Consider the following 25,809-nt stretch of genomic DNA (forward strand, 5'->3'; position numbering starts at 1 on the left):
GACAAGCCTTGCTCCTACAAGGGATCGGCGTGGTCACCCTTGCATTGCGGTCCAGTGTAAAAACCGCTGCGCAGCGCAACTATTGGTGCGTGCAGCCCCCCGGCTAAAGAAATCCCCTAGTTGCACACCGGTTACCTCTGAGCGCGTCCCCCTGTGCGAGCAGGTATAAAGCGCCATACTGGAACCCTCTGCCGTAAAGGGCTTTGCGATGTACTTGCCAAAACCAAACGATTTCCATGCGCTGATCGAAGCCATGCCGCTGTGCATCATTCTTCACGATGCGCACACCAAGGAAATTCTCTGGGCCAACGCTGCCGCCCTGGCGGCGCTGGGTTTTACCCTGGAAGAACTGACGCCGCTCAAAGCCCCGGACATGACCCGCGACGCACCGAAGTACCGGCGTTCGGTGGGCCTGCGCTGGCTGGAAGGTGCCGCGCGCACCGGTCAGCGCGCCATCGAATGGTGCTATCGCTCCAAGCAAGGGGTGGAGATTCTTTCCGAGGCCGTGGCGACCCTGGTGCACCTGGACGGTCGCGATGTGCTGATGGTGCAGTTCCGCGACATCTCCAAGGAGGACAAGGTCAAGCGCGACCTCAAGCGCTTCGAAAGCCGGCTCAAGGCGTTCATGCAGGATCTGGCCGAGGGCGTGGCGGTGCTCGGCCCCGAGGGCGATATCGGTTTTATCAGCGACTCCGGCGCGCACTTGCTCGGCAGTGAAGTCCATCAATTGATGGGCGAGAACTTCCTGGCCTGGTGCGATGAGGATTCGCGCCAGCGTCTGCTGCAACAGTTCGCCCACGAGACACCGGAACACACGCCGTTCAACGTGCATTACCAAGTACAGCGGCGCGACGGCGAATGGCGCTGGCATGACGCAACGTGCCGCTATATAGAGATTGAGGATGACCTGGTCGGGCATCTGCTGCTGTTTCGCGACGTCACCGAGCAGGTGCAGGCCGAAGAAGCGCGCCGGCTCAGCGAGCAGAAACTCGAATACCTGGCGCGCTACAACGCCATGGGTGAAATGGCCGTGGCCATCGCCCATGAACTGAGCCAGCCGCTGGCTGCCACCCGCAATTTCATCGAGGGTGCGGTGATTCGCCTGGGCAACGCGGCCGACGCCGATCAAGGCGTCACCTGGGGCTTGCAGAGCGCCGTGCGGCAAATCGAGCACGCCTCGGTGATCATCAAGAGCGTGCGCGATTACGTGGTGAAACTGGAGCAAAGCGAAGAGCTGATCGACCTCAACGAGCTGCTGCGCGAAACCCGCTATTTCATCAGCCTGCGGGCCGATCCAAGCCTGGTGCGCGTGGACGTCGTGACCTCACCCGAGCCGCTGCGGGTCAGTTGCGAGAAGGTGTTGATTGGCCAGGTCATCCTCAACCTGGCGTTCAATGCGATTGAAGAGATGGCCGATCTGCCGCTCGAACGCCGGGTGTTGCGCATTCATGCCAGCGCCGCCGACGGCGTGGCGCTGGTGCGCATCGAAGACAGCGGCCGCGGCATCCAGGCCCAGGCGCAAGAGAAGCTGTTCGATGGCTTCTTCTCGTCCAAGGTCAGCGGCAACGGCATCGGCCTGGCGCTGTGCAAGAACATCATCGGCCGTCATCGGGGCGATATCTGGGCGCAAAACCTGGAGCCATGCGGCGCCGTATTCACCTTCTCCCTTCCTCTCCTCGCCACCTCCGCCTGATCCCCCCGCGATCTGATCATTCCCACGCTCTGCGTGGGAATGCCTCAACGGACGCTCTGCGTTCGGCTCTGGAAGGGACGCGGAGCGTCCCGGGCTGCATTCCTTTGCTTCGCGTGGGAACGATCGATCAACGCACCGCTGACTCCTCTGGCACAGATACACAAACACTTGGCAGGCAGGGCAATTCCCGCGATTGCCGGGCGAGGCACTATTCGATGGTCAGAATCTGCCCACTCACCCGCGATCCGCGTTACCAATAATTCAGGAAGTTCCCCTTATGCGAACAAACAGGATCTCCGTACAGTCAGCGCTAGGCCTGAGCCTGCTTGTACTCGGCTTGAACAGTGCCCGCGCGGACCTGCCCGCCGACACCGGCATCGGCCAGACCACCTTGGCCTTCCCCGCTGAACCGCACCGGGCATTCGTCGTCGATGTCGAGTTCGAAAGCTTCGTCGCCGGGCGTGTCACCGTGGTCGACCCCGACCAGAAGCGCGTGCTCGGCATGGTCCCGACCGGCTTTGCCGCGCCTTCGGCCCTGAGCCATGACGGCAAGCTGATCTACAGCGCCGACATCTGGTATTCGCGCGGCACCCGTGGCACCCGCACCGACGTGCTGACCGCGTGGGACAGCTCGACCCTGTCGCCGGCCTGGGAAGTATTGATCCCGAACAAGCGCGCCGAGTCGCTGACCCAACGCTACGGCCTGAAGACCAGCGGCGATGACCGTTTCGTCTACGTCTACAACTTCACCCCGTCGACTTCGGTGACTGTGGTCGATACCCAGGCCAAAGCAGTGGCCACGGAAATCGCGATTCCCGGTTGCGTGCTCAACTACCCGATCGGCAAGCGTAAGTTCGCCTCGCTGTGCGGCGACGGCAGCCTGCAGGTCGTGACGATCAACGACGAGGGCAAGGAAACCGCGCGCAGCCGCACGCCGTTCTTCGACCCGAACGCGGAAAAACTGGTGGAGCGTGCGGTCAACGTCGGCGACACCTACTACTTCACCACCACCACCGGCACCCTGCGCGGTGTGGATTTCAGCGGCGACGCGCCGAAGATCCTGCCGAGCTGGTCGCTGGTCACCGATGAAGAGAAGAAAGCCGGTTGGGCACCGGGCGGCTGGCAGCTGATGGCAGTCGCGCCGAAGCTGAATCGCTTGTACGTGCTGATGCACGACGCCCATGAACCGATGAAGTGGGAAGACCCAAGCCCCCTGATCTGGGCCTTCGACCTGAAGACGGGCAAGAAAATCGGCACCCTGGAAGCACCGGTACCGGTGTGGAGCATGCAGGCGACGGGTGATGACAAACCGTTGCTGTTGGGCACCGACGTTGAAGGCGGCTTGCAGATCTTCGACCTCAAGACCAACAAGCACACCGGCAGCATGGCCAAGGTCGCGAAAACCGCGACTCAGGTCATGAGCTACTAACCGAGGTTCGGCCATGCAATCAGATCCGATCTTCATCCTTGCCAGCGCCATCGCCATTGCGGTGCTGCTGGCCAGTGCCGCGACCCACAAGGTGCGGGCGCCAGCGCGCTTTCGCAAACAGCTTGCCGATTATCAACTGCTGCCTGACGCGCTGGTGCACCCGAGCGCGCGGTTGATTCCGCTACTGGAACTGGCCATTGCCTTCGCGTTGCTGGTGCCGGTCAGCCGTCCCTGGGCGGCGTTGAGCGCGGCGGGCCTGTTGGCACTGTACGCCGCTGCCATCGGCATAAACCTGTGGCGCGGTCGTCGCGACATCGACTGCGGCTGTGCAGGTCCCGACCAGGCGCAACCGTTGCGCCCGGTCCTGCTGCTGCGCAACAGCGTGCTGGTGGCGCTGGCGCTGCTGGCCAGCGTGGCACCGATTGCCCGCGACATGACTGTGTTCGATGGCTTCGTGACCCTGGCGTCTGCCGCCGTCGCGCTGCTCATCTACGCCGCGGCCGATGGTCTGGCGGCGAACTCCCCTCTTCTGCTCAAATTGATTGGTAGGTAATCAAAATGGAAGGCTTGATAGTTTCCAACGTTCTGCTCTGGGTATTGCTGGTGGCCGTGGCGTTCGTCGTCATGGGCCTGGTCCGTCAGATTGGCGTGCTGCACGGCCGTCTGGCCCCGGCCGGCGCGCTGATGATGGACAAAGGCGTGGCCGTCAACGAAGCCGCACCGCAAGTGACCGCTGCCGACCGTAATGGTCGCCCGGTGAACTTCGGTTATGCCGGTGAGAAATCGCAACTGCTGTTCTTCCTCTCGCCGACCTGCCCGATCTGCAAATCGCTGTTGCCGGCGATCAAGTCCATCGCCAAGGAACAGGCCAGCACGCTGGACGTGGTGTTCGTCAGCGACGGCGACATGGACGCCCAGCAAGCGCTGATCCGCGAACACAAACTGGAAGACGCCACTTATGTGGTCGGTCCGGAAGTGGGCATGACCTACCAGATCGGCAAGCTGCCGTACGCCGCACTGATCGACAAGTCCGGCACCCTGCGCGCCAAAGGCCTGGTCAACTCCCGCGAGCACCTGGACAGCCTGTTCGAAGTCGAGCACCTCAAGCACGCCACGCTGCAGCAGTACCTCAATGCTCAGCCCCACGACCACGCTCACGATCATAGCCACGGCCATAGCCACTGATAAGGCAGGGAGACCTTCATGAAACTGCTGGATCTGTTGTTCGAGCGCTCCTCGCGCCGTGTTGCCGACACGACTTCGCGCCGCAAACTGCTGGCCCGCATGGGCTCGCTGATCGTTGCCGGTGCCGCCCTGCCCGTGCTGCTGCCGCTGGACCGTACCAGCAAGGCGCTGGCCGCCACCGACCCGAAAGCCGGCGACCCTGGCGATCCGAACAGCTGCGACTACTGGCGCTACTGCTCCATCGACGGCTTTCTGTGCAGTTGCTGCGGCGGTTCGGTGACTTCCTGCCCACCGGGCACCGAGGCCTCGCAAGTGACCTGGATCGGCACCTGCCGCAACCCGGCCGACGGCAAGGACTACATCATTTCGTACAACGACTGCTGCGGTAAGCAAAGCTGCGCCCAGTGCGCCTGTACCCGTAACGACAGTGAAGAACCGGCCTACCGTCCGTTCAACAACAACGATGTGAACTGGTGCCTGGCCGCCAAATCGCACATCTATCACTGCACCGTTTCGATCATCCGTGGCGTGGCGGTCTGACACGCACCACCGCCGGTTGCCCTGGCAATCGGCGTTCTTTTTAAAAAATCGCAGCCTGCGGCAGCTCCTACATTGACCGCGTGCTCCTGTAGGAGCTGCCGCAGGCTGCGATCTTTTCAAGGCACAACAAATTAGGGGTTCGAAATGCGTCGTTTGCTAATCCTCGGCCTGGCCTGCGCCCTGACCACCCCACTCGCCCATGCCCGGGCCATCCCGGACCCGACGCAGCATCACGCGCCGGGCAACGAGGAACTGCAAAAGCCCATCGCCGAGGCCGGCTACAGCGTGGGTGTGAACTATCAGTTGCAATGCGCCGGTTGCCACCTGGGCAACGGCATGGGCTCGGCGGCCAATGACACGCCGCGAATGACCGGGTTTGTCGGTAACTTCCTGAAAGTCCCCGGCGGTCGCGAATTCCTGGTGCGCGTGCCGGGCATGTCGCAATCGGCGTTGAATAACGCGCAACTGGCTGACCTGCTCAACTGGCTGATGCGCGAGGACGGTATGGCCGGAAAAAGCCGACCCGCCGATTACCAGCCCTACAGCGCAGACGAAGTGGCGGCACTGCGCGCCAAAACCATGCTCAACCTGCCTGGCACCCGCGCCGAACTGATCAGCAAGATGCGCGCCCAAGGCATCGCCATCGAAGACGGGATGAGTAACTGACGGCGCTGCTCATCCGCTCTTCCCGCCCAGGCAATTCAAGTGCTACCGATGGTCGTCCAATCCCCCCAAAAGCAGGCCGGCCGGCGCCTGCGTCAATGCTGCAGACTAAACTTCGTCCATTGCGTGAATGAATCCACACTGCTGCTAAAGTGATAGCACGGGATGCCGCTTTTTCCCCTGCCTGCAAATTTCGGTGGACGGTGGATTTCTCGACTATAAGTAGCTTGCCGCTGAGGCTAAAGCTCTGAAACGAAGGTGGTTTTGACCTGGATCGCGTTCGGGTTGGGCGCGAGGGGGGCAGCAAAAATGGGATCTGATCATGATTTTTGAGCCGAGCAGTAGCCGTTCCGTACTCCAGCGAAGAAGTAGTACCAGTATCTTTATCCAGGCAGGCCTCGATAGCCTCGCTGTCACCGGTGTCGCGTGGTACCTGATTGTTTATCACGTCGGCTTCATCACGCAGGCTTATGTGATCATGGTCCTGCTGTTGCTGGGGGCATTGGCCGTCGTCTACGACCACTACGCCATTTATCGAAGCAATGTCGGCTTTGCCATCAAGGCCTTCAAACTGTTCAAGGCGTGGACCGCCGCTTTTTGTTTTCTCGTCGCCATGGCCTTTCTTACGAAACAGAGCGAACAGTACTCACGCTTGCTGGTGGGTGAGTTGTTCGTCATCGGTTATTTCGCCCAGCTGCTTTTGCACCTCGCGACCCGTGAACTGCAAAAGAAATTCCTGGCTCACCCCACCCAACGGGACAACGCACTGATCATCGGCTCGGGCGAGCTGGCGGATTTCCTGCATCAGAAAATCAGCAACAATCCCTGGCTGGGTGAACGAGTGGTCGGCTCCGTGTTGATCGGGGCGGCCGATGACCAGGGCAAGGACGGCTCGGAAAACCCCAACCGCCTGGCGATACTGGGTCATATTTCCGATCTGGACGACCTGGTCGTGCAGCATTCCATCCGCACCGTCTACTTCGTCACGCCACTGGACGGCTCGCAGGTGATCAAGGATGTGTACTTGAAGTTGTTCGACAAGCACATCTCGGTCAACTGGGTGCCGGACATCTTTTCCCTGCGCCTGATCAATCACAGCGTTCGAGAGATTGCCGGCATTCCCGTGCTGACCTTGTCCGAAACGCCACTGATGGGCATGCGCCTGCTGCTCAAGAACCTTGAAGACCGCGTGCTGGCGTTTCTGCTTTTGCTATTTGCAGCGCCAGTGCTGGCCATCGTCGCCATTGCCATCAAGCTCGACAGCCCGGGGCCGGTGTTCTTTCGCCAGCAACGGATGGGCTGGAGTGGCGGACCTTTTCGCATCTGGAAGTTCAGGAGCATGGTCGTCCATCAGCCCGAAGACGGTGTGGTCAAGCAAGCACAAAAGAATGATCCGCGCATGACCCGGGTCGGCGCCTTCATTCGACGCACCAGCCTGGATGAGCTGCCGCAGCTGTTCAACGTGCTGATGGGCGAAATGTCCCTGGTCGGGCCGCGTCCGCATGCCATCCAGCACGATGCGCAGTATTCGCCCGACATCGCCGACTACTTTGCGCGCCACAACATCAAGCCTGGCATCACTGGCCTGGCCCAAGTGCGTGGATATCGTGGCGAAACCAAGGATATCGAGCAAATGATTCGCCGGGTGGATTCGGACATCGAATACATCAACAACTGGTCGCTGTGGCTCGACTTCGTCATCCTTGCCCGAACAGTGACGGCCTTCTCTGGCAAGCATGCCTACTAGTCGTGTCTTGAGCGATATCTAACGCCGGGTAGCGCTGACCATCAGCGCTACCGGGTTACCAACAGGAAAGGAAAAGCCTGGAAAGATGTCAGGCCGGGAACAGGTCGAGCGTGCGCTCAACCTCATCGGGGTCGATCCTGAAACCTTCGCCGTCCGGAGTGCCCACCACAAAACCGAAGTTCTGCCGGTCGCGATCCGTCAGGTACTTGAAGAAGCAGACGAAACGATCCGGAGGTTGCAGGATCAGCAGCGAACCGCCGGGTGCAAGGACATTGACGCCGTGTATGAGTTGGCTGCCTTCGATGCCGATCACTGTCCTGGCCCCGGCACAGGCGGCGACGATGCTCGCCACATCCATTTTCGATGGGTCGATGATGCGAAATCCCCGGCGCTCGCGCAGACGCTCGGCCAGTTCCAGTTCATTGCGCAACAACCGCAACTCGCCCTTGTTGCCCCGCAGCACGAATACCCCCGGATGCGAAACGACATTGACATGCGACAGCAACTTTTCAGACATTGCGCGAAAGCGCAGGTGCTTGTGCCGGTTCTGACTGATGTCGTCAAAGATCACCAATTCACGAAAAAAACCGTTGCGCAAACGAAGCGGGTTCATGCCCAGCCACTTTTCATAGCCGGGGGCGTGAAGTATCCCGTGCCTGGTTGCGCTAACCTCGGTTTCGGCGAGCGCCGTGGTCACCGGCACGCCCTCCTCGCAAGCCATTGGATAGGTGATGCAATCATCCACCATCCACGAGCCAAACCAGGTGTTGCCACCCACAGTGCAATACATCGCCCCGCGATCGATTTCGTTTTCGATGCGAATCTTCGGCAACCAATGGGCCCTGGGCGATAACCAGGTTTTGGCATCATCCTTGTAAAGCGCGCCGTCGATCAACCACGCGTCCTTGAGCAGAAAGGCCCGAGTCGGACCGTGCTGGACGGGACCGTTACCCTCCATGGTGCGACGGGGATGTTCGAAGGGATAAAACTGCCACCCCGTCACGCGTTCAAGCTGGTTGGGCAGGTAAAAAGCAGGCGGAGCAATCGATACATCCGCCGGAGCCACTTCCCAGGTTTTGACCGCGACACTTTGCAGGTTCTGCGGCGGTTTCCTGACAAGTTTCTCCTTGAAAATGTGTTTATACGCAGCAAAACTCCATTTCGCCCCAGCGCCGCTCACCAACATATTCGATTGCGACATAAGGATTACCACTCTACGTTCAAATACAAATAGCGTTTGCCGTCCCTGTGCGCAAAATCAAGACTCCAATCAGTTGCAAATAATGGTTTCCAGAACAGGGGGCGATTTCAGATGACTGTATCGCCCCCGTAAAGTCTCGAGCAGTTGTTCTTGTGGCGCCTTTGCGCAATGCAGATAAACCTTGCCGAGCCCACCAAATCCCATTTCGCGATAACGCTCGGCGACGTCTTCATCACTTTCCCCGTCCGGCAAACCCAGATGCAGAGTCAGTTTTCTACCCTCTACGGCAAACAAGGGGGTTTCCCAGAGAAATTGCGCGACGCCCACCTTGGGCAGGCGAACAAATAGATAGCCGTGGTTATTCAGCGTATCGACATCGCCACCGCGCCGTCTTTTCCACTCCAGCAAGCCATCGTCCGGGCGCGCCAGGCAGGTGCCGATATCGTAATAGTCGAAGCCGTTTTCCAACGCCCATTCCAGCGCCATGAAGGTGGTGATCGAGTTGATTTCCCGTAGCTTTTTCGCGTCCGAATAGACTGTTTCGGGGTAGCCGAAACGGATCGTGCTCCAGTAGCGTTTGCCTGCGCGGGTAATCACGCAGCCAAGGTGACAGGCGACCACTTCGTCTTCCAGCAGCACCAGGTCCAGGCGGCCAGCGGTTTTCGCCACCCTGCGCACCTCCTGCTGCTCGATTTGCGAAGCAGACGTGCCATGCCTTGCGCTGGCATAAGGTTGCAGCATGCCTTGGTCGGCGCTTTCGATTTCATCATCGTTCAACGCCTGTTTAAGGCGGTAGCGCAAGCGGTTCTTGCGAAGATTGCGGCGCAATTCGGAGTTGTACCTTGCGGTGATGTCCTCGATCGACCGGCCCAGGGGTACTACAGCGCTAAGATACTGGGGCACACAGAGTGCACCCGGCGTCGGTATTTCACTGACAAACACCGTCCGACCTGACTTATCCGTCTTAACTTGCTGATTGGCTACCTGAGGTTCAGCACCCATGAGAACTTTCACAAATTCGCGCTGTGCCTTGCGGCCCATATAGAGAATGTCGTAAGCGCTATCTTCGCGCAGCTTGAACCTGACAAATTCCCAGCGCCAGAAACAGGCCCGAGCGGCAATATCGCGCAGCCAGGCGTGAACTTTCCTCAGTTCAAAGCGTACCGACGGCGTGATCAACTGACGCAACTGTGCCTTTACATATTCTTTCATTTTGTATTAACACTAATTAATTAAAGAAAGATTATTCGGAAGTTCGAATCAAGGAATAACAGACGGAAAACCAGGCTTCGATTCGAAGGCGCTTGACGTCAAACTTTCGTCGCCCTTCGCATAAAAGGCGAAACAAATCTCTACCGCGCCAGCAAGTCGTCGCTTACATGAGCAGTAAAGATGCTATGCCAGAGTTTTGCAAGATATTACAGAGCCAATCCTGCTCATACGCCCCGACCTCACCCGCCAGTCGGCGCTGTGCAGGCAAGCGTTCTCAATATGAACATCGGGTTACCGACCACGTAGCGACTGAACAGGCGCTTGGGCTCACTGACCAGCCTGAACACCCATTCGCAACCCAGGCCCCGCATCCATTGCGGAGCGCGGTTCACCTTGCCACCGAGGAAGTCCAGGATCGCCCCCCCACACACGATCAGGCAAGGCACGCCGCTGGCCGCCAGCCGCGCAGCAACGACCTCCTGCCGGGGCATGCCCATGCCCAACACTATCAGTTCCGGCTGATGTTGCCGGGCGAGCGTCAGGTAGGTCTCGACGTCGGCGAAACCATGGTGGGCAGACACGAGATTGACTGCCAATGCCGTCTCGCAATGCTTTGCCGCATTGCCCAGGAAAGGCTCTTGCGTGCCCCACAACGCCACGCGCCGTCCTTTGTAGGCCGACAGTAATTTGGGAATCAAATCCGTGCCGTTCATGTTCAGCCCAGGCTCCCTGCCCATTCGGCGAAACAGGATCGACATGCCGGAGCCATCGCGCAGCAACACGTCGGCGGCCGACAGTGCCTGATAGTAGGCGTTGTCCTTGGCAACCAGGTTCATGGCATGGGCATTGACGAATCCAAGCACCGTCGCCCGTTGCGGCCTGGACAACGTCTCGATCAGGCGCTGCTCTTGATCGGCATCTTTGATGACCCTGAGTGTCTGGATGATCGTTTGCCAATTGTGCTGCCAGGCCAATGTGCGCATCAGGAGTCATCTCGCTTGGAACGCACCCATTCCACCTGGCGTTTGACCAGGAAGCCCAGGTACAGGGGGATTTTCTTCAATGCGTAGAACGGTGCATACAGCAAGGCGGAAAAGGCGATGATGGCGCGACCGAACTGGCTCCACGCCAGCAAGATGGTCACCATCAACAGGCCCACCCCGACCGATGCGATCAAGGCCGGCAGCCATGCGCCGAACAACCAGAACACCAGCCAGGACAGGATAAACGCCGCGCCCAACAACAACGTCAGCAAGGCCAGCGGCGGTACCAATAGATCCAGGGTCATGGCCAGCAGGTTGAAGTTGCGTCGGGCAAGCGACTCCACGAGCAATTTTGGCGCGTCCCCCAGGATCACGCCCAGGTGACCATGCTCCCAGCGCGTACGCTGGGTCGTGAGGCCTTCGTCACTGCGCGGGAAATAGCTGGTCACCAGGGCATCGGGGCAAAACAACGGCGGCTTGCCGCTGCGACAGAAATCCAGGCCCATTTTCAGGTCTTCAACGATGTGGCCACTGGCAAGGGTGATCAAGGGCAGGTCGCGCCAGACGAACGCCATGCCCGTGCCCATCAACTGACAGGGCAACCCCAACCGGGCCCAGCCTTGTGGCCGCACCCGATTCTTCACGCACCAGGCAAACTCGGCGATCTGCACCTTCAGCCCGGAACCCGTTGGGGCACGCATCAGGTCAAGCGCCTGGGTCGGCCGCCCCGAGTCGATGCACTGTATGGCCAGGCGTTCGATGAAGCCTTCGTTCACCTGGCAATCGGCATCGACGATGATCAGCACGTCCGGCGCATCGCTGGCCAGGTGACGCGCGCCAAAATCCAGGGCATAGCCCTTGCCACGCTGCTGGGCATTGCTGCGCTCCACCACCTCGGCGCCGGCCGCACGGGCCATCGCGGCGGTATCGTCAGAACAGTTGTCGGCGACCACCAACAGGCGGTCGCCCTCCTGCAGTTGCGGGCGCAGGGAATTCAAGGTGGCCTGGATAATCGAGGACTCATTGTGGGCCGGCACCAGCACTGCGACCCGAGGTCGCGGGCGTTGCGCGAGCGCTTGTGTTCGCACCGGCAAACCCGCCAGCAGTACCTGCACGAACAGCACCAACACCGGCAGGAGGATGATTGCCAGCGGTACACCGAGTAGCCAATTGAGGAATGTGATCATGCTTGCGCCTTGAACAGATGAGCCAACTTGGTCGCTTCGGTATCGATATCGTGGCGCTCCAGCACTCGCTGATAAGCCGCCTCGCCCATGCGTTGCAACTGCTCGACAGGCTGTGCCAGGCAGTCCGCCAGCGCCGCCGCCAACTCTTCCACCGCGCCGGCGGGAAACAGCCAGCCGTTCTCGCCCTGGCGCACCAGTTCGGGAATGCCCGCCACATAAGTCGTCAGCACCGGCCGGCGCAACGCCATGGCTTCCATGATGACCACCGGCAAACCTTCGGCGAAGCTCGGCAAGACCAGGGCCCGGGCGGCGAGAATTTCCGTGCGCACCTGCTCGCTGCTGATCCAGCCGGTGATGCGCACACGCGATTGCAGGCCATGCCGGGCAATCAGTTCTTCGATCTGCGGGCGCATTTCGCCGTCGCCGGCCAGGACGATCTCGAACGCCACACCCTGTTCGGCCAAGCGCCGCGCGGCCTCGAGCAACAGCAATTGGCCCTTCTGCTCACACAACCGCCCCACGCAGACCAACCGCGGCGCAGACGGCATCGCCACCGCCGGCACATCGTGGAAGGCCCGCTCCAGGCCACAATGCACGACCTTGACCCGCGCCCAGTGCGCATGTTCGACCCAGCGATACAGCTGGCTGCGCCCATAGGCGCTGATGGCCGCGACAAACGCCGAACGCCGGACTTTCTCGCCCAGGTGGATGAACTGCGCCTTGTCGAACTCTTCCGGGCCATGCACGGTAAAACTGTACGTCGGCCCGCCGAGTGCGTTGACCAGCATCACCACTTCGGTCGAGTTGGTGCCGAAATGGGCATGCACGTGCCGGGCGCCGAACGCCTGTACCCAGGACAGCACGCTGCATGCCTCGAGCAAATAGACCAGATGGTACGGCCAGGACCGATCGGCGTGCCGGCCCATGCGCAACGCCAGCCACAGCGTCGAAAAGAACCGCCGCGGCTGGGCACGCAGCACCTGCAGCGCAGGTCGCAACAGCGCTTTGACGCCACCCTCCAGCACATAGCGGGTCTTGCCGCGTTCGGACTCGTCCTCGGCGTCCACCAACTCGCCGTCCCAACCTCGCAGCGCGATGCGTTGAACCTCAAAGCCCTGGCGCTCCAACGCCAGGATCTCGCGACGAATGAAGCTATGGCTGACCTTCGGGTATTGATTGATGAAATAAGCGATACGCATGGGCACCCGGCTTGAATGTCGTCGAAGTTGTCACTGCAGGTACCCCCACAGTAGTCCAGTAACCGGTCACGTCAATTCACTGCGTAGCTGCCGATCAACACCTGGTCGATCCTGGCAAAGGTATCGTCCAGCAACTCATAGCGCCGGCGATACATGGCGCGTTTTTTTGAAGCAATGGTGTCCAGTGGCTTTCTGGACGATGCCATGGGAATTTCAAAAAAATCTTCGCGCGCAGAAGGTGTCGCCCCGTGCTCAAGCCAGATCGAATCATAATTGGCGGCCAGCTCCTGGGCTTTATGCGCGCCAAAGTACGGGTGGCGATGATGACGATAGACATCCCCGACCGCGTAGATTTTTTCGACACCGATATTGCCGGCGATGTACTTGATCACTTCAATCAGAAAACTCCTGGGCCGCAGGCCTTCGAAGTCCTTGGTGACATCCCTGTAGATGGCAAGCGACCGGTCGCTCTCGATACCTTTGTGTATGCCCTGCACGGCACCAATGAAGATGCAAAGCTCACCGTCCGTGCAACACAAGGTGAAGGCGATCGAGGCAATGCGCAAATCGCCCTGGAACAGGTTCAGCACCAGCTCGCCTTCACGCATGAACCAGAACGGGCGGTCCAGCACCAGGGTACAGCCGGCGGACCACGCCGTCAGGTCGCTCAGGACCAGGCTGTCGTCGCGCCCGAACAGCAGCAGCTGCGGGCAGCTTTTGGTGACCACCTCGTAGTGCGAGGCCATGACGCCCAATTTGTCCTGGGAGTTCCAGCTCTTGCTGATGTAGGGCCAGTGGATGACGCCCAGGCAATCGCCGCCGAGCTTCTCGATACCGCTATCGCCCAAGGCGTTGGACATACGCCCGAAAAACAGATTCAGCTCGGTCCAGTTCTTGCCCACCAACAGCGCAAACTTGAGTTTGTTCTTCAGGGCCCTCAGGGAATAGCCAGCGTGCAGGGAGAAGACGCTTTTGACGATTATCCAATAGTCCATCGAAGTCTCACTTGTATTCGATCAATGCGGATTTGCCGGCACCGAACCTGTTCAAAAGAAACTTGACCTGCCCGAACATCTCGGGAAATTTGCCCAGCACGAGGAAGAACGCCAGTAACCAGTTTTGCCGTGCAGGGCCAGCGCCCCGCCTCGCCAGGCGCGCGACCTGCAGCGGATAGACCAACAGCACCAGCAGCCCGGGCCAGCCCAGCATCAGCGTGGCAATCACTGTTGCCAGCGGCACGCCCAAGCCCCAGAACCAGGCCCGACGCGACTCGCGGCGCCAATGGCGCTCCGGTGCGCCCCCGTGTAAAAACGCGCCCTCGGCAAAGGCATAACCGCCGCGCAGGGTACGCCGCCACCATTGAGCAAAGCGGGTCATGCTCGCATCGTGCAAGGTCATTTCCGCAGGCAAGCGCCAGACCTTCCAGCCCTTGGCTCGCAGGCGCACGCAAAGCTCCGGCTCTTCCCCGGCAATCAGGTCCGGCCGGTACCCGCCCGCGGTGACGAAGGCGTCGGCGCGCATCAGTGCATCGCCACCACAGGCGCTGGTCGCACCGGTTGGCGTATCCCATTCGAGATCGCACATCAGGTTATAAATGGAACGCTGCGGAAAACGTTCGCGGCGCCGCCCGCACACCACCGCCACCTCAGGGTGGGCCTCAAGAAAGGCCTGTGCATGGGGCAGCCAGCTGGCGACCACCTCGCAATCGCCGTCGACGAACTGCACATGACGCATCGACGGCAACAGGCGTTGCAGTCGGGCAAAACCTTCATTGCGCGCACGTGCGGCCGTGAACGCAATGCTCATGTCCAGTTCGACCACCTCGACGCCAAGCCGTCCGGCCATCTGTACCGAACCATCGGTGGAGCCAGAGTCGACATAGACGATCTGCTGCACCGCCCCGACCAGCGAAGCCAGGCAGCGCTCGAGGCGCTGGCCTTCATTGCGACCGATGACCACGACGCCAACCCCCGTCGACACCGTGCTCATGAGTATTGCTCGGCATCAGCGAGCTTGCGCTGCTTGATGGTCGCCGGCACGCCGACGGCCACCGAGTTGTCAGGTACATCGGTCAATACCACGGCATTGGCGCCGATCACCACATTGTTGCCGATGCGAATATTGCCCAGCACCTTGGCGCCGGTGCCGATATCGACGTTGTTGCCCATCACCGGGGCGATCGGCTCCTTCACGTTCTTGAGCCCCACGACCACGCCATTGCGGATTCGGCAGTCATCGCCGAACTGCGCATAGCCACTGATAACGATGCCGCCGAAATGATCGATGACGAAGTTGCGCCCGACCACCACCTCGCACGGCAGCTCGATGCCTGTCACGATCTGCACCAGCTTGAACAGCACTTTGTAGATAAAGGAGAGCAATTTGCGTAACAGCGCCGGGCGCACGCCATAGCGCCAACGCCCGAAGCGATACACCAGCATCACCCAGAAACCCTGGGCGCCCCAATCACCCTCGTATGCTCGCAAGTCCGCACGTATGTTTTCGAACATGGCCTGACCTACCGTGTGGGTTGACTACCGAGTTTGGTTTTACGCAGCAGTGCCCAGGTCACACGGGTGTGTTGCCAACACGCCTTGATGGCGGCCCGACCGCGACCTTTCAACAAAGCCTTGAGCCCCAGGATCAGGTCACACAGGCCGACCAGCAGCATGTGCAAGGCCAACCCCGGCAAACCGTGATGCTTGCGGAAATACAACAGCTCGCTTTCGATTTGCAGCGTCTGCAACTGTCGGCCGTCCATGTTCAGTTTGTCGACCGACTTGGCACTCTCGCCACCGATATGCACCACCGACGTGTGGGGGTAGTAGACCACCTTCCACCCCGCCTGCTTGACGCGCCGGCAGTGATCGACTTCCTCGTAGTAGAGGAAATAACGCGGATCGAACAAGCCGACCTTGTCGATCACTTCACGGCGGATCAGGTAATAGCAACCCGGCACCCAGTCGCACTCGCGCACCGAGGCATGATCCCAGGCCAGGTCGTCGACCAGTTTCACCCAAGGGAAAAAGCGCTCAAGCCCGGCAGTCACGAGGAACACATTCAGCGGCGTCGGAAAGTAGCGGCAGGAGGGTTGCAGCTCGCCGTCCCGACCAACCAGGCGTACACCGAGGATCCCGCAATCGGGATGAGCCTCCATGTACTCCAGGGTCTTGGCCAGGGTGTCGTCGGACACAAAAGCGTCGGTGTTGAGCAGCAACGCGTACTTGCCCTCCAGGTGCTCAACCAATTGATTATTGGCCCGGCCAAAGCCGACATTGTCTTTATTGGCCAGCAACACGGCCTCTGGACAAATACTGCCCAGGCAATCCAGCGAATTGTCCGCCGAGGCATTGTCCACTACCAGGTAGCGCGCCGGGTCGGCACTCTTGGACTGGCGCAGCGCATTGAACATGGGCTGCAACAGTCCCGCCGTGTTGTAGTTGACCACGAGCACATCCAGTGGCGCGCTACTCATTGGCTTTCTCGCCAAAGAAGTACTGCGTTCTCATGGCCCTGAGCTTGGGCTCGTAATCCGGATCAAAGTGAGTGCCGCGGTGGCGGATGAGATCTATCCACGGATAGGCTTCACAACGCTCTTCGATTTTCTTGAGCAGATCTTCAACGGTGCAGAGCACCTTCGCCGGGTTACCCCCCACCACGACTCCGGGCGGAACATCCTTGGTGATCACGGCACCGGCGGCGACGATTGAATTCGGACCGATGGTGACGCGCGGCATGACGATAGCGCCATAACCGACGAAACTGTTGTCAAGGATATCGACCGCACCGACGGAGTCGAGCGTTTTGCCCGCGCTGACCTCGAACAGGCCAATGATGCCGTCGTGCCCGAACACTGTGCAATCGGACAAGCCGACGTTGTTGCCCAGGCGCAGCAGCGAAGGGTCGGGGATGTTGCAACCGGGATTGATCCACACGCCCTTGCCGACCGAGTGTATACCTCCCCAGCGCGCCAGGAACTCTGCCCATTCGAAGCCTGTGGGGTGACAAAACCTCTTGTATAAACCCTTCCCCCGACCTGTTTTCCATGCGTAGTAACTTATTGCACGCCTTGCTAGCCCAATCATCCTGTCAGCCTCACAAAAGTCAGCGTTTCACATCGGTTCCAAGACCAGATGCACCATGGTTTTGTTGTTTTTGTGGCACCCCGATTTGGTTGCTCTCCCTAAGACTTTTCAATTCAAGAATACCTGCCTGTCGCAGGGCCCATTTGATGGTTGAGGTAATCCGCCAACCGCAGCGTCAGCTGCAGCAGCGGCATGGTTGGATTGCTCGCGCCAGCGGTTGAAAACACACTGCTGCCAGCGACGTACAGATTATTGGTGCCGAACACTTTGCAGTTCTCATCGACCACCCCGAATTCAGGGGAGGTCGCCATCCGGGTCGTCCCCATGTGATGGGCATGCGGCACGACCTTCAGTGGCAAGGAAACGTCATACACCGCTTCCTCCAACTTGACATAGCCAAGCCCCTCTTCGGCAAAACACTTTGCCACTTCCAGGCCTATGCTTTTTACCGTCTCCCTGTCTTCAGGGGCGAGCTCCCAGTGGATGTTGGCCTTTCTCATCCCCAGCTCATCGTGCTCTTCGGTCAACGCGACGCGACTCTTGCGGTTGGGAAACTGCTCGATCATCGTGGAGAGCTCGCCGTCACCGGGACAGTTGAACTTGGTAATGAACTCGATCTTGTGCGCCATGCCAGCCTCGCAAGCCAGGTTTTCGAAAAAGCCCTTGATTGCCGCCATGCGCCCATAGGTTTCCACGGCCGACAACAGTGAAGCCGTGACATTGCCTTTACCGGAGTGATGCTCGATCACAAACGCATCCTTGGTGTAGAACTGCCTGGCCTCCCGGCTTTCGCCGTTGTTGAGGATGAAGGTACCGAGGGCGATGTTCAGGTGTTCCATGAAGCATCGACCGACCAGGCCATCCTCGGTGACAACGCCAGCGGCGGCCAAGGATTTGCTGTTGAGCAACTGCCTGGCATTCTCAATCGCGCCAGTGGCCAGGATGAATTGCCTGGCCGAGATGTGCGCTTGATTGCGTTCGTAATCGGACACTACGACGGCGGTGATGCGACCGGTCTTGCTGTCGAAATCCAGGTCGACGCAATTGCAATTGATGAAGACGTCCAGGCCCTCGGCCTCCTCGAGCTCCTTGGCATATTTTTGTGCAAATCGAGTCGGCGGACTGAGCAGGAAACGGTCGGCTTCGAATTCGTCGCTGTGAAAGGCCGCGTTGACGGTCTTGAATCCCGAGTCCAGCGGCAGGTCCAGAATGGCCATGGCCGCTGGCAGATTGCGCTCCATCTCGGAAAACGCGATGGGCCAGCCGGGCAAATTCACCGGAGGGGACAGGGTAAAATCCGAAGGTTCGAAGGGACGGCAACGACCCGCCCAGTGGTTGGAGGTACCCCCCAGGTAGCGCAGGCGGGTTTCTTCAGCGAAGACATCCAACCCCGTGGAAGGACAATTGTAGAGGTTTTGCGAATACGGCGCATATTCGCGCCCCCCGCCCTCGAGAAGCACTACGCGCCAGCCATTGCCGGCCAAACGCAAGGCTAGCGTAATGCCGGCCGGGCCTGCACCAACGATGCAGAAATCATAGTGATCGCGCAGGTCTTTCTGCGTTTGGTAGTCTTTGATCATATTTGCAGTTACCGGAAATGCGCGGCAGGTAACACCCACCCGTTGATAACGACAAACTCCGATTTTCCTGCAGGAGGCCGGGCCCCAACCCCGGTGAATTTCATCGCCAGCCCCCCCAGGCTTAACAGGGCAAATGCCCGAATGAGACCTCTGCGACTAATGACAGAGGCATTCAACTCGCGTTCACTCATCGTTCACGGCTCCACGGCATCGAGATTGCATCTGAGATTCAAAGGGTGCTTCAACGTCAAGAAACCCTGGCCAACCGCTTCAACCGAAAAGCCACCTGGAAACGACCAGCACCAGCTCACCACACAAGGCCCCCACCACCAGCATAGGCAACACGATCAGTTCACGCTTGATATCGAGGATACCCACGCGACGATTGACATACACAACCAGCACCAGGGTCGGCAACGTATGCAGGGCGACACCCCAGATCGCGTAATCGACCCCGCCGATAGCCAATAACAGTGGCACCAGCACCCACAACGAAACAACCCGAATGATGTTGTCGATGGCCTGGTACTTGGTGAGTCCCAAGGCGATCCAGACTTGATTGGCCACGATGTAGCGCATCACGAAAAACGACGTCGAAAGCACGGCCATCATGTGGCCTGCCTGGGCGTAACGGTCGTCGTACAACACCTTGATGATGAGTGGACTGGTGACCCAGAGGAATCCGCAAAGAAACAGCAGCGCAACGTCCACCATCATCTTGAAGCGGTAATACAACCTGCGCAGCCGCTCGAGGTCGTTGGTTCTCGAGGCCTCACCGAAGGCCGGCAGGGCCACGGCCCCGACCACTTTCAATACACCGGTCTGAAGCGCGCCCAGGATCAGTCCGGCAATGGAATACACGCCCATTTCGGTGACGGTCATGCTGCCGCCGAAAATGATCCGGTCCCCCTGCATGGACAGTACGCCCACGGCCGAAGACAACAGTATCCAGCGACCGAAGACCACCAGTTCGTCGAGCGCGGCACGTTCCCACTTCAGACGGTTGGACGGTCCCTCGAACCAGAAATGCCCAAGCAGTGTGCTGGCCAGGGCCGCGGCCAGGCCGGCAGCCACCAGCGACCAGATGGAGCGGGTAAAGTAACCGATGGCCAACATCACCAGCAGGCCGACCACCTGGGAAAGAAATTCGGCGATAACCACTTTCTTTTGCTGGAAAGCGCGAACCGCCAGGTCGACTTTCGTCGACTGGAACCCGTAGATGATCGCGGTAAGACCGGTCCAGGCCAATACCATCGGCAACTCCGGCGCGGCGTAGGTGGAGCTGTGCGACCAGAAATCGATGGATTGCGCATACCAGGCAGCGACGGCGAGAAACAGGGTCAAGGCAAACAACACAAAGCCGCGCACGATCTGCACGGTCCAGAGGGTATTGAGAAAAACCGGATCGTCGCCGCGCGGGCTCTGCAGGATGTTCTGGCGCAACCCTACATCGGACAGCAGGTGCAGAATGAATAAAACGGTGGCGGCGATGCTGATGATGCCGAACATTTCCGGCATCAGGAGGCGGGTCATCACCAGGTTGCCGGCCAGGCGCATCACTTGAGAGGTGACCAACGCCACCAGGTTCCATGCCCCAGCAGATATTGCTCGCCCGCGAAGGCTAAACGTTGGCGAGATGTTTACTGAAGGCATAACATCAATCCCGTATTGGACGACACGAAAGGTACTATAGTCGCTATTAGGCAAACCACTAGCCATTAGCCATCGCTCACTCATCAAATATATCGGTAGCCCATGCCTGAGCACTTTCGCGCGTTAGTCGTCATCCTGGTCCTTGCCGGTATCGTCTTCGCTTTTGCACGGCGACCGGCGGCAGATCTGATCCCTCTCAGTGATTTCACCCGTCGGCGCAATCTATGGTTCGCATTGACGCTGGTGGCCTTTGTCTCCCACAGCTTCTGGGTGTATGCGGGCGTTACCGCTATCATCCTGACGGTCACGCGACAGCGTGAGCGCAACCCCGTGACGTTGTTTTTCTTCCTGTTGTTTCTCATTCCTCCGGCCTCGGCGCAGGTCCCCGGCTTCGGCCTGGTCAACTATTTTGTTGACCTGAACCATGTACGTATATTGTCCCTGTGCGTGCTGCTCCCGGCGTTTCTCGCCTTGCGCAGGAAGCCCGATACTCTGCCCTTCGGACGCATCTGGCCGGACAAACTGCTGCTCGCCTTTCTCCTCCTGACTGCCGCGCTTTCCCTGCGCCAGACCACGCCCACAGACACGTTGCGTCACTCGCTCACTCTGTTCTTCGATGTTTTTCTGCCTTACTACGTTGCCAGCCGGGCGCTGAAGAATGTCAGCGATTTCAAGGACGCACTGTTGGGCTTTTTACTCGCGGCCATGGTGCTGTCGCTGATCGGCCTCTTCGAATTTTCCCGCCGATGGCTGCTGTACAACGCACTGACCGACGCCATGGGCGTGCAATGGGAAATCGCCACCTATCTGAGCCGTGGCGGCTCGCTGCGCGCCAGCGTCACCACCGGCCAGGCCATTGCGCTGGGCTATGTCATCGCCGTGGCCACCGGCTTTTACCTGTTCCTGCAGGAGGGCGTGCGCAGCAAAATGCAGCGACGACTCGGCGCCCTCCTGCTCGCCGGAGGCCTGTTTGCGCCCCTGTCGCGCGGCCCATGGATCGGTGTCGCCGTCATGATCGTCATGTTCATCGGCACCGGCCGTTATCCAGTCAGGCGCCTGATGCTGCTCGGGTTCGCCGCAGTGCTCTCCCTGCCCTTGCTGGCCGTCTTGCCCGGCGGGCAGAAAATCATTGATCTGCTGCCCTTCATCGGCTCGGTGGAAGCCGAGAACATCACCTACCGCCAGCGCTTGATCGATAACTCGCTGATCGTCATCCAGCGCAATCTGTGGCTGGGCTCCTTCGATTACCGCAGCACCCCTGAAATGCAGTCAATGATCCAGGGCCAGGGCATCATCGACATCGTCAACACCTATATCGCCATTGCCCTGCAAATGGGCGTTATCGGGCTGTCGCTGTTCGTGTCTTTTTTCGGCACGATCGTGTTCGGCATTCGCAAGGCGATGCGTTCGTTCCCCAACCGGGACGATGAGTCGTACCGCCTCGGGCGCGCCTTGCTGGCGACTCTGGCCGGGATATTGGTGACCATCATCACCGTCAGCAGCATTACCGTAATCCCCGTGGTGTATTGGTCGGTAGCCGGGCTGGGCGTGTCCTATGCTCAGATGGCGCGCAGGCTCAAGCGCGCACAGACGGAAAGCAGCAAGAGTACCCTCCAACGGACCTGGTAACGCTCATGACGAGTTTTTTTTACCGCATGCCCTTGCTGTCAGTCTTTCTCCTGTTTCTTGTCATTTGGCCATTGAACGTCCGGGCGGCGGAATGGGTTGCCAGCGTGGATGAACACAGTGGCCTGCCCCAGGTTACGCGTGGCGGCAGCCCAGCCGTCGCCTCGCAATTCGTCTTTTGGGGCGGCAATTGGGACTGGGCGGATTTTACCCCCTCGCTCAAGGTGATCTCGCCCTTTGTCTACGCCATGCAGGGCAAGAGCCAGATCCTGGACTTCGACGCGACCGGGCAGATTCGCAAGGAAAACGAGCAGACGCTGAGCATCAACCTGGTGCTGGATGCCCGCACCCTCAAGTCGAACGTGATGGGCGGGGGCATCGTCTTCAACTTCGACCCGGCCCTGGCCGAAGAAATGGGCGAACCGGTGTTGCTGCCTGGCAACCGTGGCTGGACCTGGGGCAAACCCCAAGGGCGGCGCATCGAAATGCGCTTCGAGCCCGCGCTGGAGAGGGTGTATTTCGAACCCGGTGATCGCTCCCAGGTGCGGGCGTTCCTCTACAAGGACCGGATCAAGCCCGGTCGCGAAAACTTCACAGCCACGTTCAGCGTGTCTGGCGATGTGGTGCTGGGGCCGACCGACGCCGAGCGCTTTGGAATTGCGGATCCGAAAAGCTGGCCGAGTGACAGGCTGGACTGGAAGACTGCGCCGGTCGACCTGTCCTTTCTCAATGCCCAGGAAAAACCTGCGGGCAAGCGCGGTTTCGTCAAGGCTGTCGGCGAGCAACTGCTGTTTGCCGACAACACCCCGGCACGCTTCTGGGGCACCAATCTGTCGGCCTATACGTTATTTCAAACACCCGACGATGCGATCAAGCTGCAGGCCAAGCGCCTCTCGGCCCTGGGTTTCAATCTGGTGCGACTGCATCACCATGACTCGCTGTGGGTCTTTCCCAACATCTTCGGTGACGGCCGGGAGGTGCATGATACCCAGCGCCTGAGCCAGGAATCACTGAAGAAGCTCGATTGGTGGATCAAGTGCCTGAAGGACGAGGGCATCTATGTCTGGCTCGACATGCACGTCGGACGAGGCCTCTGGGCGAACGACAACATCTTTGCCTTCGATGAATTGCCGAAGAACCAGTATGGCATCGCCGACCTCAAGGGCTACGCCTACGTAAACGTCACGATCCAGCAGGCCATGAAACGCTTTGCCAAAGATTACCTGAGCCACGTAAACAGCTATACGGGCCTGGCCTACAAGGACGATCCGGCGATCGCCGCCGTGCTGATCACCAACGAAAACGACATCACCCAACACTATGGCAACGCCCTGTTGCCCGACAAGTCTGTGCCCAGGCACAACGAGCTGTACATGAAGGCTGCCAAGGCCTTTGCCAAACAGCACGACCTGTCAGAAAACCAGACCTGGCGGTCCTGGGAGCCTGGCCCCGCCAAACTGTTCCTCAACGACCTGGAACGGCGTTTCAACGCCGACATGATCGATTCCTTGCGCGAGACAGGCGTAAAAGTGCCGATTGCCACGACCAGCAGTTGGGGCGGCAACGGCCTGAGTGCCCTGCCCGCCCTGACCGCCGGGGACGTGATCGACGTCCACAGCTACGGTGGCCCGGGACAGCTTGAGAAAAACCCGCTGACCAGCGCCAATCTGCTGGACTGGATCGCCGCCGGCCAGGTCGTCGGCAAACCCCTGACCGTCACGGAATGGAACAACGAACCCTTCCCCATCGCCGACCGCCATTCGCTGCCACTTTATTTGGCCGGCACGGCCAGTCATCAGGGCTGGGATGCGCTGATGCAATATGCCTACAGTCAGGAGGACCTCAACGGGCAATCGATATCGGCCGACAACTGGCACGCCTACAGCGACCCGGCCATGCTGGCGACCTTGCCCGCCGCCGCCTTGCTTTATCGGCGCGCCGACGTTCACGAAGCGAAGACGGCCTATGTCTTCGCACCGACGCCGCAGACCCTGTTCAACCAAAGCATCACACCGGCCAATTCGGCCCTGCTGCGCACCGCCATGGAGAAAGGCAAGCTGCAGATCGCCATGCCAAAGACGCCGCAACTGCCCTGGTTGCAACCGGGCATCATCGCCAGCAACGCACAGGTGTTCCATGACCCGGCCCAGTCGCTGCTGGACGCCACGGCCAGCGAGTCCACCACCGACACCGGTGAACTCAAGCGCAACTGGAAACAAGGCCTCTACACCATCGATACGCCTCGCACCCAGGCGGCCACCGGCTGGATCGGCGGTGAGTCGATCAAGCTGGGCAATATCCAGGTGAACATCAATACCGCCTACGCCAGCGTGGTGGTGCAAAGCCTGGACGACGCGCCCGTCGGCAAGTCCGCGAACCTGTTGATTTCCCTGGGCACCCGGGCCATCCCCAAAGACAACAACAAGACGCCCTTCTACGTGGAACCCCTCGAGGGCACGCTAACCCTGCTGGCCCCCCCGGGCTTGACCCTGTTCACCCAGGGCGGGCCTCCTGGACAACCTGGAAAACTGCCTGCCACCTACCAGGATGGCCGCTACACGATCAAGTTCGACGGCCTGCAGGCGCACAATTGGCTGTTCCTGAAAAAAAATCCATCGCAAGCGAGTGATAGTCTCAAGTGACCTCGCAGGTCACTGGTCTCTTTTGAAGGACGGGTCATGCGCCTCGCGCTGACACCGCAACGATGTCAAGGAGAGCTGCATGAAATTTCTGGTGATTGGCGGCGCGGGCTACATCGGTTCACACATGGTCAAGCAGCTGCTTGGCGCGGGGCATGAACTGGTGGTAGCGGACAATTTTTCCACGGGCTATCGCAGCGCCGTGCTGGGCGGGACACTGGTCGAACTCGACATCGCCGACGCCCAGGCGCTGGACGCCTTGTTCAGAACCCACGACTTCGATGCCGTGTTCCACTTCGCCTCTTTCATCCAGGTGGGCGAGTCCGTCACCGAACCGGCCAAGTATTACCAGAACAACCTGGCGGCCACCCTGACGCTGCTCAAGGCCATGGTTCGTGCCGGGGTCAAACGCTTCATCTTCTCCTCGACCGCCGCCGTTTATGGCGACCCGGAGTATGTGCCCATCGATGAAGCGCACCCCAAGGCCGCGATCAACCCCTATGGTCGCAGCAAGTGGATGGTGGAGCAGGTGCTGGAAGATTTCGACCGTGCCTATGGGCTCAAGTCGGTGTGCCTGCGCTACTTCAACGCCGCCGGCGCGGACCCCGATGGGCAGTTGGGTGAACGCCATGAACCGGAGACCCACCTGCTGCCGCTGATCCTGCAGGCCGCCTCGGGCCGGCGCAAGACCATCACCGTCTACGGCTTTGACTACGACACGCCGGACGGCACCTGTATTCGCGACTACGTCCACGTCGTCGACCTGGTGGCCGCCCACGCTCTGGCCGTGGACTATTTATTGGCGGGAGGTAGCAGCACGGCCTTCAACCTCGGCAATGGCCAGGGCTTCTCGGTGCAGCAAGTGATCGACACGGCGCGCCGCGTGACCGGCCGGGACATCTTCATCAGTGAAGCGCCACGCCGCGCTGGCGACCCGCCGCGACTGGTGGCGGATGCTCGCAGGGCTAACACCCTGCTGGGCTGGCGACCGCAATATGCCACGCTGGAACAGATCGTGGCGCATGCCTGGGCGTGGGAGAAGAAGTATCCGTGGCAGTGAAGGCGGCGTATTTAGTCGACATAATCCAGGCAGGCTTGAAGGCCGCCTTCGCTGGCAGGCCAGCTCCCACAGTTGATCGGGTACATCCGCGAGCGACGGGTCGGCTGTCAGGCCGCCTTCGCTGGCA

The 25,809-nt window shown here is 59.9% G+C and carries 22 protein-coding genes; 10 read left to right on the forward strand and 12 right to left on the reverse strand.

Annotation, left to right across the window (positions count from 1 at the left end; translation table 11 throughout):
* Positions 1 to 208 precede the first annotated feature (208 nt).
* From PMI35_RS10880 to PMI35_RS10850, 7 genes are all read left to right on the forward strand, one after another.
* Positions 209 to 1,693, forward strand: a complete 1,485-nt coding sequence (locus PMI35_RS10880) for a sensor histidine kinase (protein WP_008062105.1) — start codon at positions 209 to 211, stop codon at positions 1,691 to 1,693.
* Between the two features lie 277 nt (positions 1,694 to 1,970).
* A complete protein-coding gene (locus PMI35_RS10875) occupies positions 1,971 to 3,122 on the forward strand; it encodes an amine dehydrogenase large subunit (protein WP_008062107.1) in 1,152 nt (383 codons plus the stop codon).
* A gap of 13 nt (positions 3,123 to 3,135) precedes the next feature.
* Complete coding sequence (locus tag PMI35_RS10870; RefSeq protein WP_008062108.1) at positions 3,136 to 3,675, forward strand: MauE/DoxX family redox-associated membrane protein; 540 nt, start codon at positions 3,136 to 3,138, stop codon at positions 3,673 to 3,675.
* 5 nt (positions 3,676 to 3,680) lie between these two features.
* Positions 3,681 to 4,307 carry a methylamine dehydrogenase accessory protein MauD gene (gene mauD / locus PMI35_RS10865; protein WP_008062109.1) on the forward strand — a complete coding sequence of 209 codons (627 nt, stop codon included), beginning with the start codon at positions 3,681 to 3,683 and terminating at the stop codon, positions 4,305 to 4,307.
* An 18-nt stretch (positions 4,308 to 4,325) separates the two neighbouring features.
* Positions 4,326 to 4,847 carry a methylamine dehydrogenase light chain gene (locus PMI35_RS10860; protein WP_008062110.1) on the forward strand — a complete coding sequence of 174 codons (522 nt, stop codon included), beginning with the start codon at positions 4,326 to 4,328 and terminating at the stop codon, positions 4,845 to 4,847.
* A gap of 144 nt (positions 4,848 to 4,991) precedes the next feature.
* Positions 4,992 to 5,513, forward strand: coding sequence for a hypothetical protein (locus PMI35_RS10855; protein ID WP_008062112.1), 522 nt, complete (start codon positions 4,992 to 4,994; stop codon positions 5,511 to 5,513).
* 319 nt (positions 5,514 to 5,832) lie between these two features.
* Positions 5,833 to 7,257, forward strand: a complete 1,425-nt coding sequence (locus tag PMI35_RS10850) for an undecaprenyl-phosphate glucose phosphotransferase (protein WP_008062114.1) — start codon at positions 5,833 to 5,835, stop codon at positions 7,255 to 7,257.
* Between the two features lie 88 nt (positions 7,258 to 7,345).
* Here PMI35_RS10850 and PMI35_RS10845 read toward each other — a convergent pair whose 3' ends face one another.
* From PMI35_RS10845 to PMI35_RS10785, 12 genes are all read right to left on the reverse strand, one after another.
* A complete protein-coding gene (locus PMI35_RS10845) occupies positions 7,346 to 8,458 on the reverse strand; it encodes a glycosyltransferase 61 family protein (protein WP_008062117.1) in 1,113 nt (370 codons plus the stop codon).
* A gap of 69 nt (positions 8,459 to 8,527) precedes the next feature.
* A complete protein-coding gene (locus PMI35_RS10840; protein WP_008062120.1) occupies positions 8,528 to 9,670 on the reverse strand; it encodes a hypothetical protein in 1,143 nt (380 codons plus the stop codon).
* A 239-nt stretch (positions 9,671 to 9,909) separates the two neighbouring features.
* Positions 9,910 to 10,653 carry a WecB/TagA/CpsF family glycosyltransferase gene (locus PMI35_RS10835; RefSeq protein WP_008062121.1) on the reverse strand — a complete coding sequence of 248 codons (744 nt, stop codon included), beginning with the start codon at positions 10,651 to 10,653 and terminating at the stop codon, positions 9,910 to 9,912.
* The gene (locus PMI35_RS10830; RefSeq protein ID WP_008062123.1) at positions 10,653 to 11,840 is read right to left on the reverse strand and encodes a glycosyltransferase family 2 protein; all 1,188 of its coding nucleotides are present in this window, start codon (positions 11,838 to 11,840) and stop codon (positions 10,653 to 10,655) included. Before PMI35_RS10830 ends, PMI35_RS10835 begins: the two co-directional genes overlap by 1 nt.
* On the reverse strand, positions 11,837 to 13,039 hold the full coding sequence (locus PMI35_RS10825; protein ID WP_008062125.1) for a glycosyltransferase: 1,203 nt from the start codon (positions 13,037 to 13,039) through the stop codon (positions 11,837 to 11,839). The genes PMI35_RS10830 and PMI35_RS10825 overlap by 4 nt, the downstream gene beginning before the upstream one ends.
* Positions 13,040 to 13,110: 71 nt before the next feature.
* Positions 13,111 to 14,034, reverse strand: coding sequence for a DUF535 family protein (locus PMI35_RS10820; RefSeq protein ID WP_008062127.1), 924 nt, complete (start codon positions 14,032 to 14,034; stop codon positions 13,111 to 13,113).
* Between the two features lie 7 nt (positions 14,035 to 14,041).
* Complete coding sequence (locus PMI35_RS10815; protein WP_032831804.1) at positions 14,042 to 15,019, reverse strand: glycosyltransferase; 978 nt, start codon at positions 15,017 to 15,019, stop codon at positions 14,042 to 14,044.
* Between the two features lie 5 nt (positions 15,020 to 15,024).
* Positions 15,025 to 15,549 (reverse strand): serine O-acetyltransferase, encoded by a 525-nt coding sequence (locus PMI35_RS10810; RefSeq protein ID WP_008062132.1) that lies wholly within the window; start codon positions 15,547 to 15,549, stop codon positions 15,025 to 15,027.
* 8 nt (positions 15,550 to 15,557) lie between these two features.
* On the reverse strand, positions 15,558 to 16,514 hold the full coding sequence (locus PMI35_RS10805) for a glycosyltransferase family 2 protein (protein ID WP_008062134.1): 957 nt from the start codon (positions 16,512 to 16,514) through the stop codon (positions 15,558 to 15,560).
* Positions 16,507 to 17,124, reverse strand: a complete 618-nt coding sequence (locus PMI35_RS10800) for an acyltransferase (protein ID WP_008062136.1) — start codon at positions 17,122 to 17,124, stop codon at positions 16,507 to 16,509. Before PMI35_RS10800 ends, PMI35_RS10805 begins: the two co-directional genes overlap by 8 nt.
* Positions 17,125 to 17,237: 113 nt before the next feature.
* On the reverse strand, positions 17,238 to 18,704 hold the full coding sequence (locus tag PMI35_RS10795; protein ID WP_008062138.1) for a GMC oxidoreductase: 1,467 nt from the start codon (positions 18,702 to 18,704) through the stop codon (positions 17,238 to 17,240).
* 270 nt (positions 18,705 to 18,974) lie between these two features.
* Positions 18,975 to 20,357 (reverse strand): oligosaccharide flippase family protein, encoded by a 1,383-nt coding sequence (locus PMI35_RS10785; RefSeq protein WP_032831802.1) that lies wholly within the window; start codon positions 20,355 to 20,357, stop codon positions 18,975 to 18,977.
* Positions 20,358 to 20,459: 102 nt separating this feature from the next.
* Here PMI35_RS10785 and PMI35_RS10780 point away from each other — a divergent pair, with 102 nt between their 5' ends.
* From PMI35_RS10780 to galE, 3 genes are all read left to right on the forward strand, one after another.
* Entirely contained in the window at positions 20,460 to 21,986 is a 1,527-nt protein-coding gene (locus PMI35_RS10780; RefSeq protein WP_008062144.1) for an O-antigen ligase family protein, read from the forward strand.
* A 5-nt stretch (positions 21,987 to 21,991) separates the two neighbouring features.
* Positions 21,992 to 24,625, forward strand: coding sequence for a hypothetical protein (locus PMI35_RS10775; RefSeq protein WP_008062146.1), 2,634 nt, complete (start codon positions 21,992 to 21,994; stop codon positions 24,623 to 24,625).
* A gap of 79 nt (positions 24,626 to 24,704) precedes the next feature.
* The gene (gene galE, locus PMI35_RS10770; protein ID WP_008062148.1) at positions 24,705 to 25,682 is read left to right on the forward strand and encodes a UDP-glucose 4-epimerase GalE; all 978 of its coding nucleotides are present in this window, start codon (positions 24,705 to 24,707) and stop codon (positions 25,680 to 25,682) included.
* Positions 25,683 to 25,809: the final 127 nt, after the last annotated feature.

The organism is Pseudomonas sp. GM78, from assembly GCF_000282475.1.
Classification (GTDB): domain Bacteria; phylum Pseudomonadota; class Gammaproteobacteria; order Pseudomonadales; family Pseudomonadaceae; genus Aquipseudomonas.

Bases quoted from the DNA above. Each gene is read 5' to 3' on its own strand.
- PMI35_RS10880 (WP_008062105.1), top strand. From the start codon at position 209: ATGTACTTGCCAAAACCAAACGATTTCCATGCGCTGATCGAAGCCATG.
- PMI35_RS10875 (WP_008062107.1), top strand. From the start codon at position 1,971: ATGCGAACAAACAGGATCTCCGTACAGTCAGCGCTAGGCCTGAGCCTG.
- PMI35_RS10870 (WP_008062108.1), top strand. From the start codon at position 3,136: ATGCAATCAGATCCGATCTTCATCCTTGCCAGCGCCATCGCCATTGCG.
- mauD (WP_008062109.1), top strand. From the start codon at position 3,681: ATGGAAGGCTTGATAGTTTCCAACGTTCTGCTCTGGGTATTGCTGGTG.
- PMI35_RS10860 (WP_008062110.1), top strand. From the start codon at position 4,326: ATGAAACTGCTGGATCTGTTGTTCGAGCGCTCCTCGCGCCGTGTTGCC.
- PMI35_RS10855 (WP_008062112.1), top strand. From the start codon at position 4,992: ATGCGTCGTTTGCTAATCCTCGGCCTGGCCTGCGCCCTGACCACCCCA.
- PMI35_RS10850 (WP_008062114.1), top strand. From the start codon at position 5,833: ATGATTTTTGAGCCGAGCAGTAGCCGTTCCGTACTCCAGCGAAGAAGT.
- PMI35_RS10845 (WP_008062117.1), bottom strand. From the start codon at position 8,458: ATGTCGCAATCGAATATGTTGGTGAGCGGCGCTGGGGCGAAATGGAGT.
- PMI35_RS10840 (WP_008062120.1), bottom strand. From the start codon at position 9,670: ATGAAAGAATATGTAAAGGCACAGTTGCGTCAGTTGATCACGCCGTCG.
- PMI35_RS10835 (WP_008062121.1), bottom strand. From the start codon at position 10,653: ATGCGCACATTGGCCTGGCAGCACAATTGGCAAACGATCATCCAGACA.
- PMI35_RS10830 (WP_008062123.1), bottom strand. From the start codon at position 11,840: ATGATCACATTCCTCAATTGGCTACTCGGTGTACCGCTGGCAATCATC.
- PMI35_RS10825 (WP_008062125.1), bottom strand. From the start codon at position 13,039: ATGCGTATCGCTTATTTCATCAATCAATACCCGAAGGTCAGCCATAGC.
- PMI35_RS10820 (WP_008062127.1), bottom strand. From the start codon at position 14,034: ATGGACTATTGGATAATCGTCAAAAGCGTCTTCTCCCTGCACGCTGGC.
- PMI35_RS10810 (WP_008062132.1), bottom strand. From the start codon at position 15,549: ATGTTCGAAAACATACGTGCGGACTTGCGAGCATACGAGGGTGATTGG.
- PMI35_RS10805 (WP_008062134.1), bottom strand. From the start codon at position 16,514: ATGAGTAGCGCGCCACTGGATGTGCTCGTGGTCAACTACAACACGGCG.
- PMI35_RS10800 (WP_008062136.1), bottom strand. From the start codon at position 17,124: ATGATTGGGCTAGCAAGGCGTGCAATAAGTTACTACGCATGGAAAACA.
- PMI35_RS10795 (WP_008062138.1), bottom strand. From the start codon at position 18,704: ATGATCAAAGACTACCAAACGCAGAAAGACCTGCGCGATCACTATGAT.
- PMI35_RS10785 (WP_032831802.1), bottom strand. From the start codon at position 20,357: ATGCCTTCAGTAAACATCTCGCCAACGTTTAGCCTTCGCGGGCGAGCA.
- PMI35_RS10780 (WP_008062144.1), top strand. From the start codon at position 20,460: ATGCCTGAGCACTTTCGCGCGTTAGTCGTCATCCTGGTCCTTGCCGGT.
- PMI35_RS10775 (WP_008062146.1), top strand. From the start codon at position 21,992: ATGACGAGTTTTTTTTACCGCATGCCCTTGCTGTCAGTCTTTCTCCTG.
- galE (WP_008062148.1), top strand. From the start codon at position 24,705: ATGAAATTTCTGGTGATTGGCGGCGCGGGCTACATCGGTTCACACATG.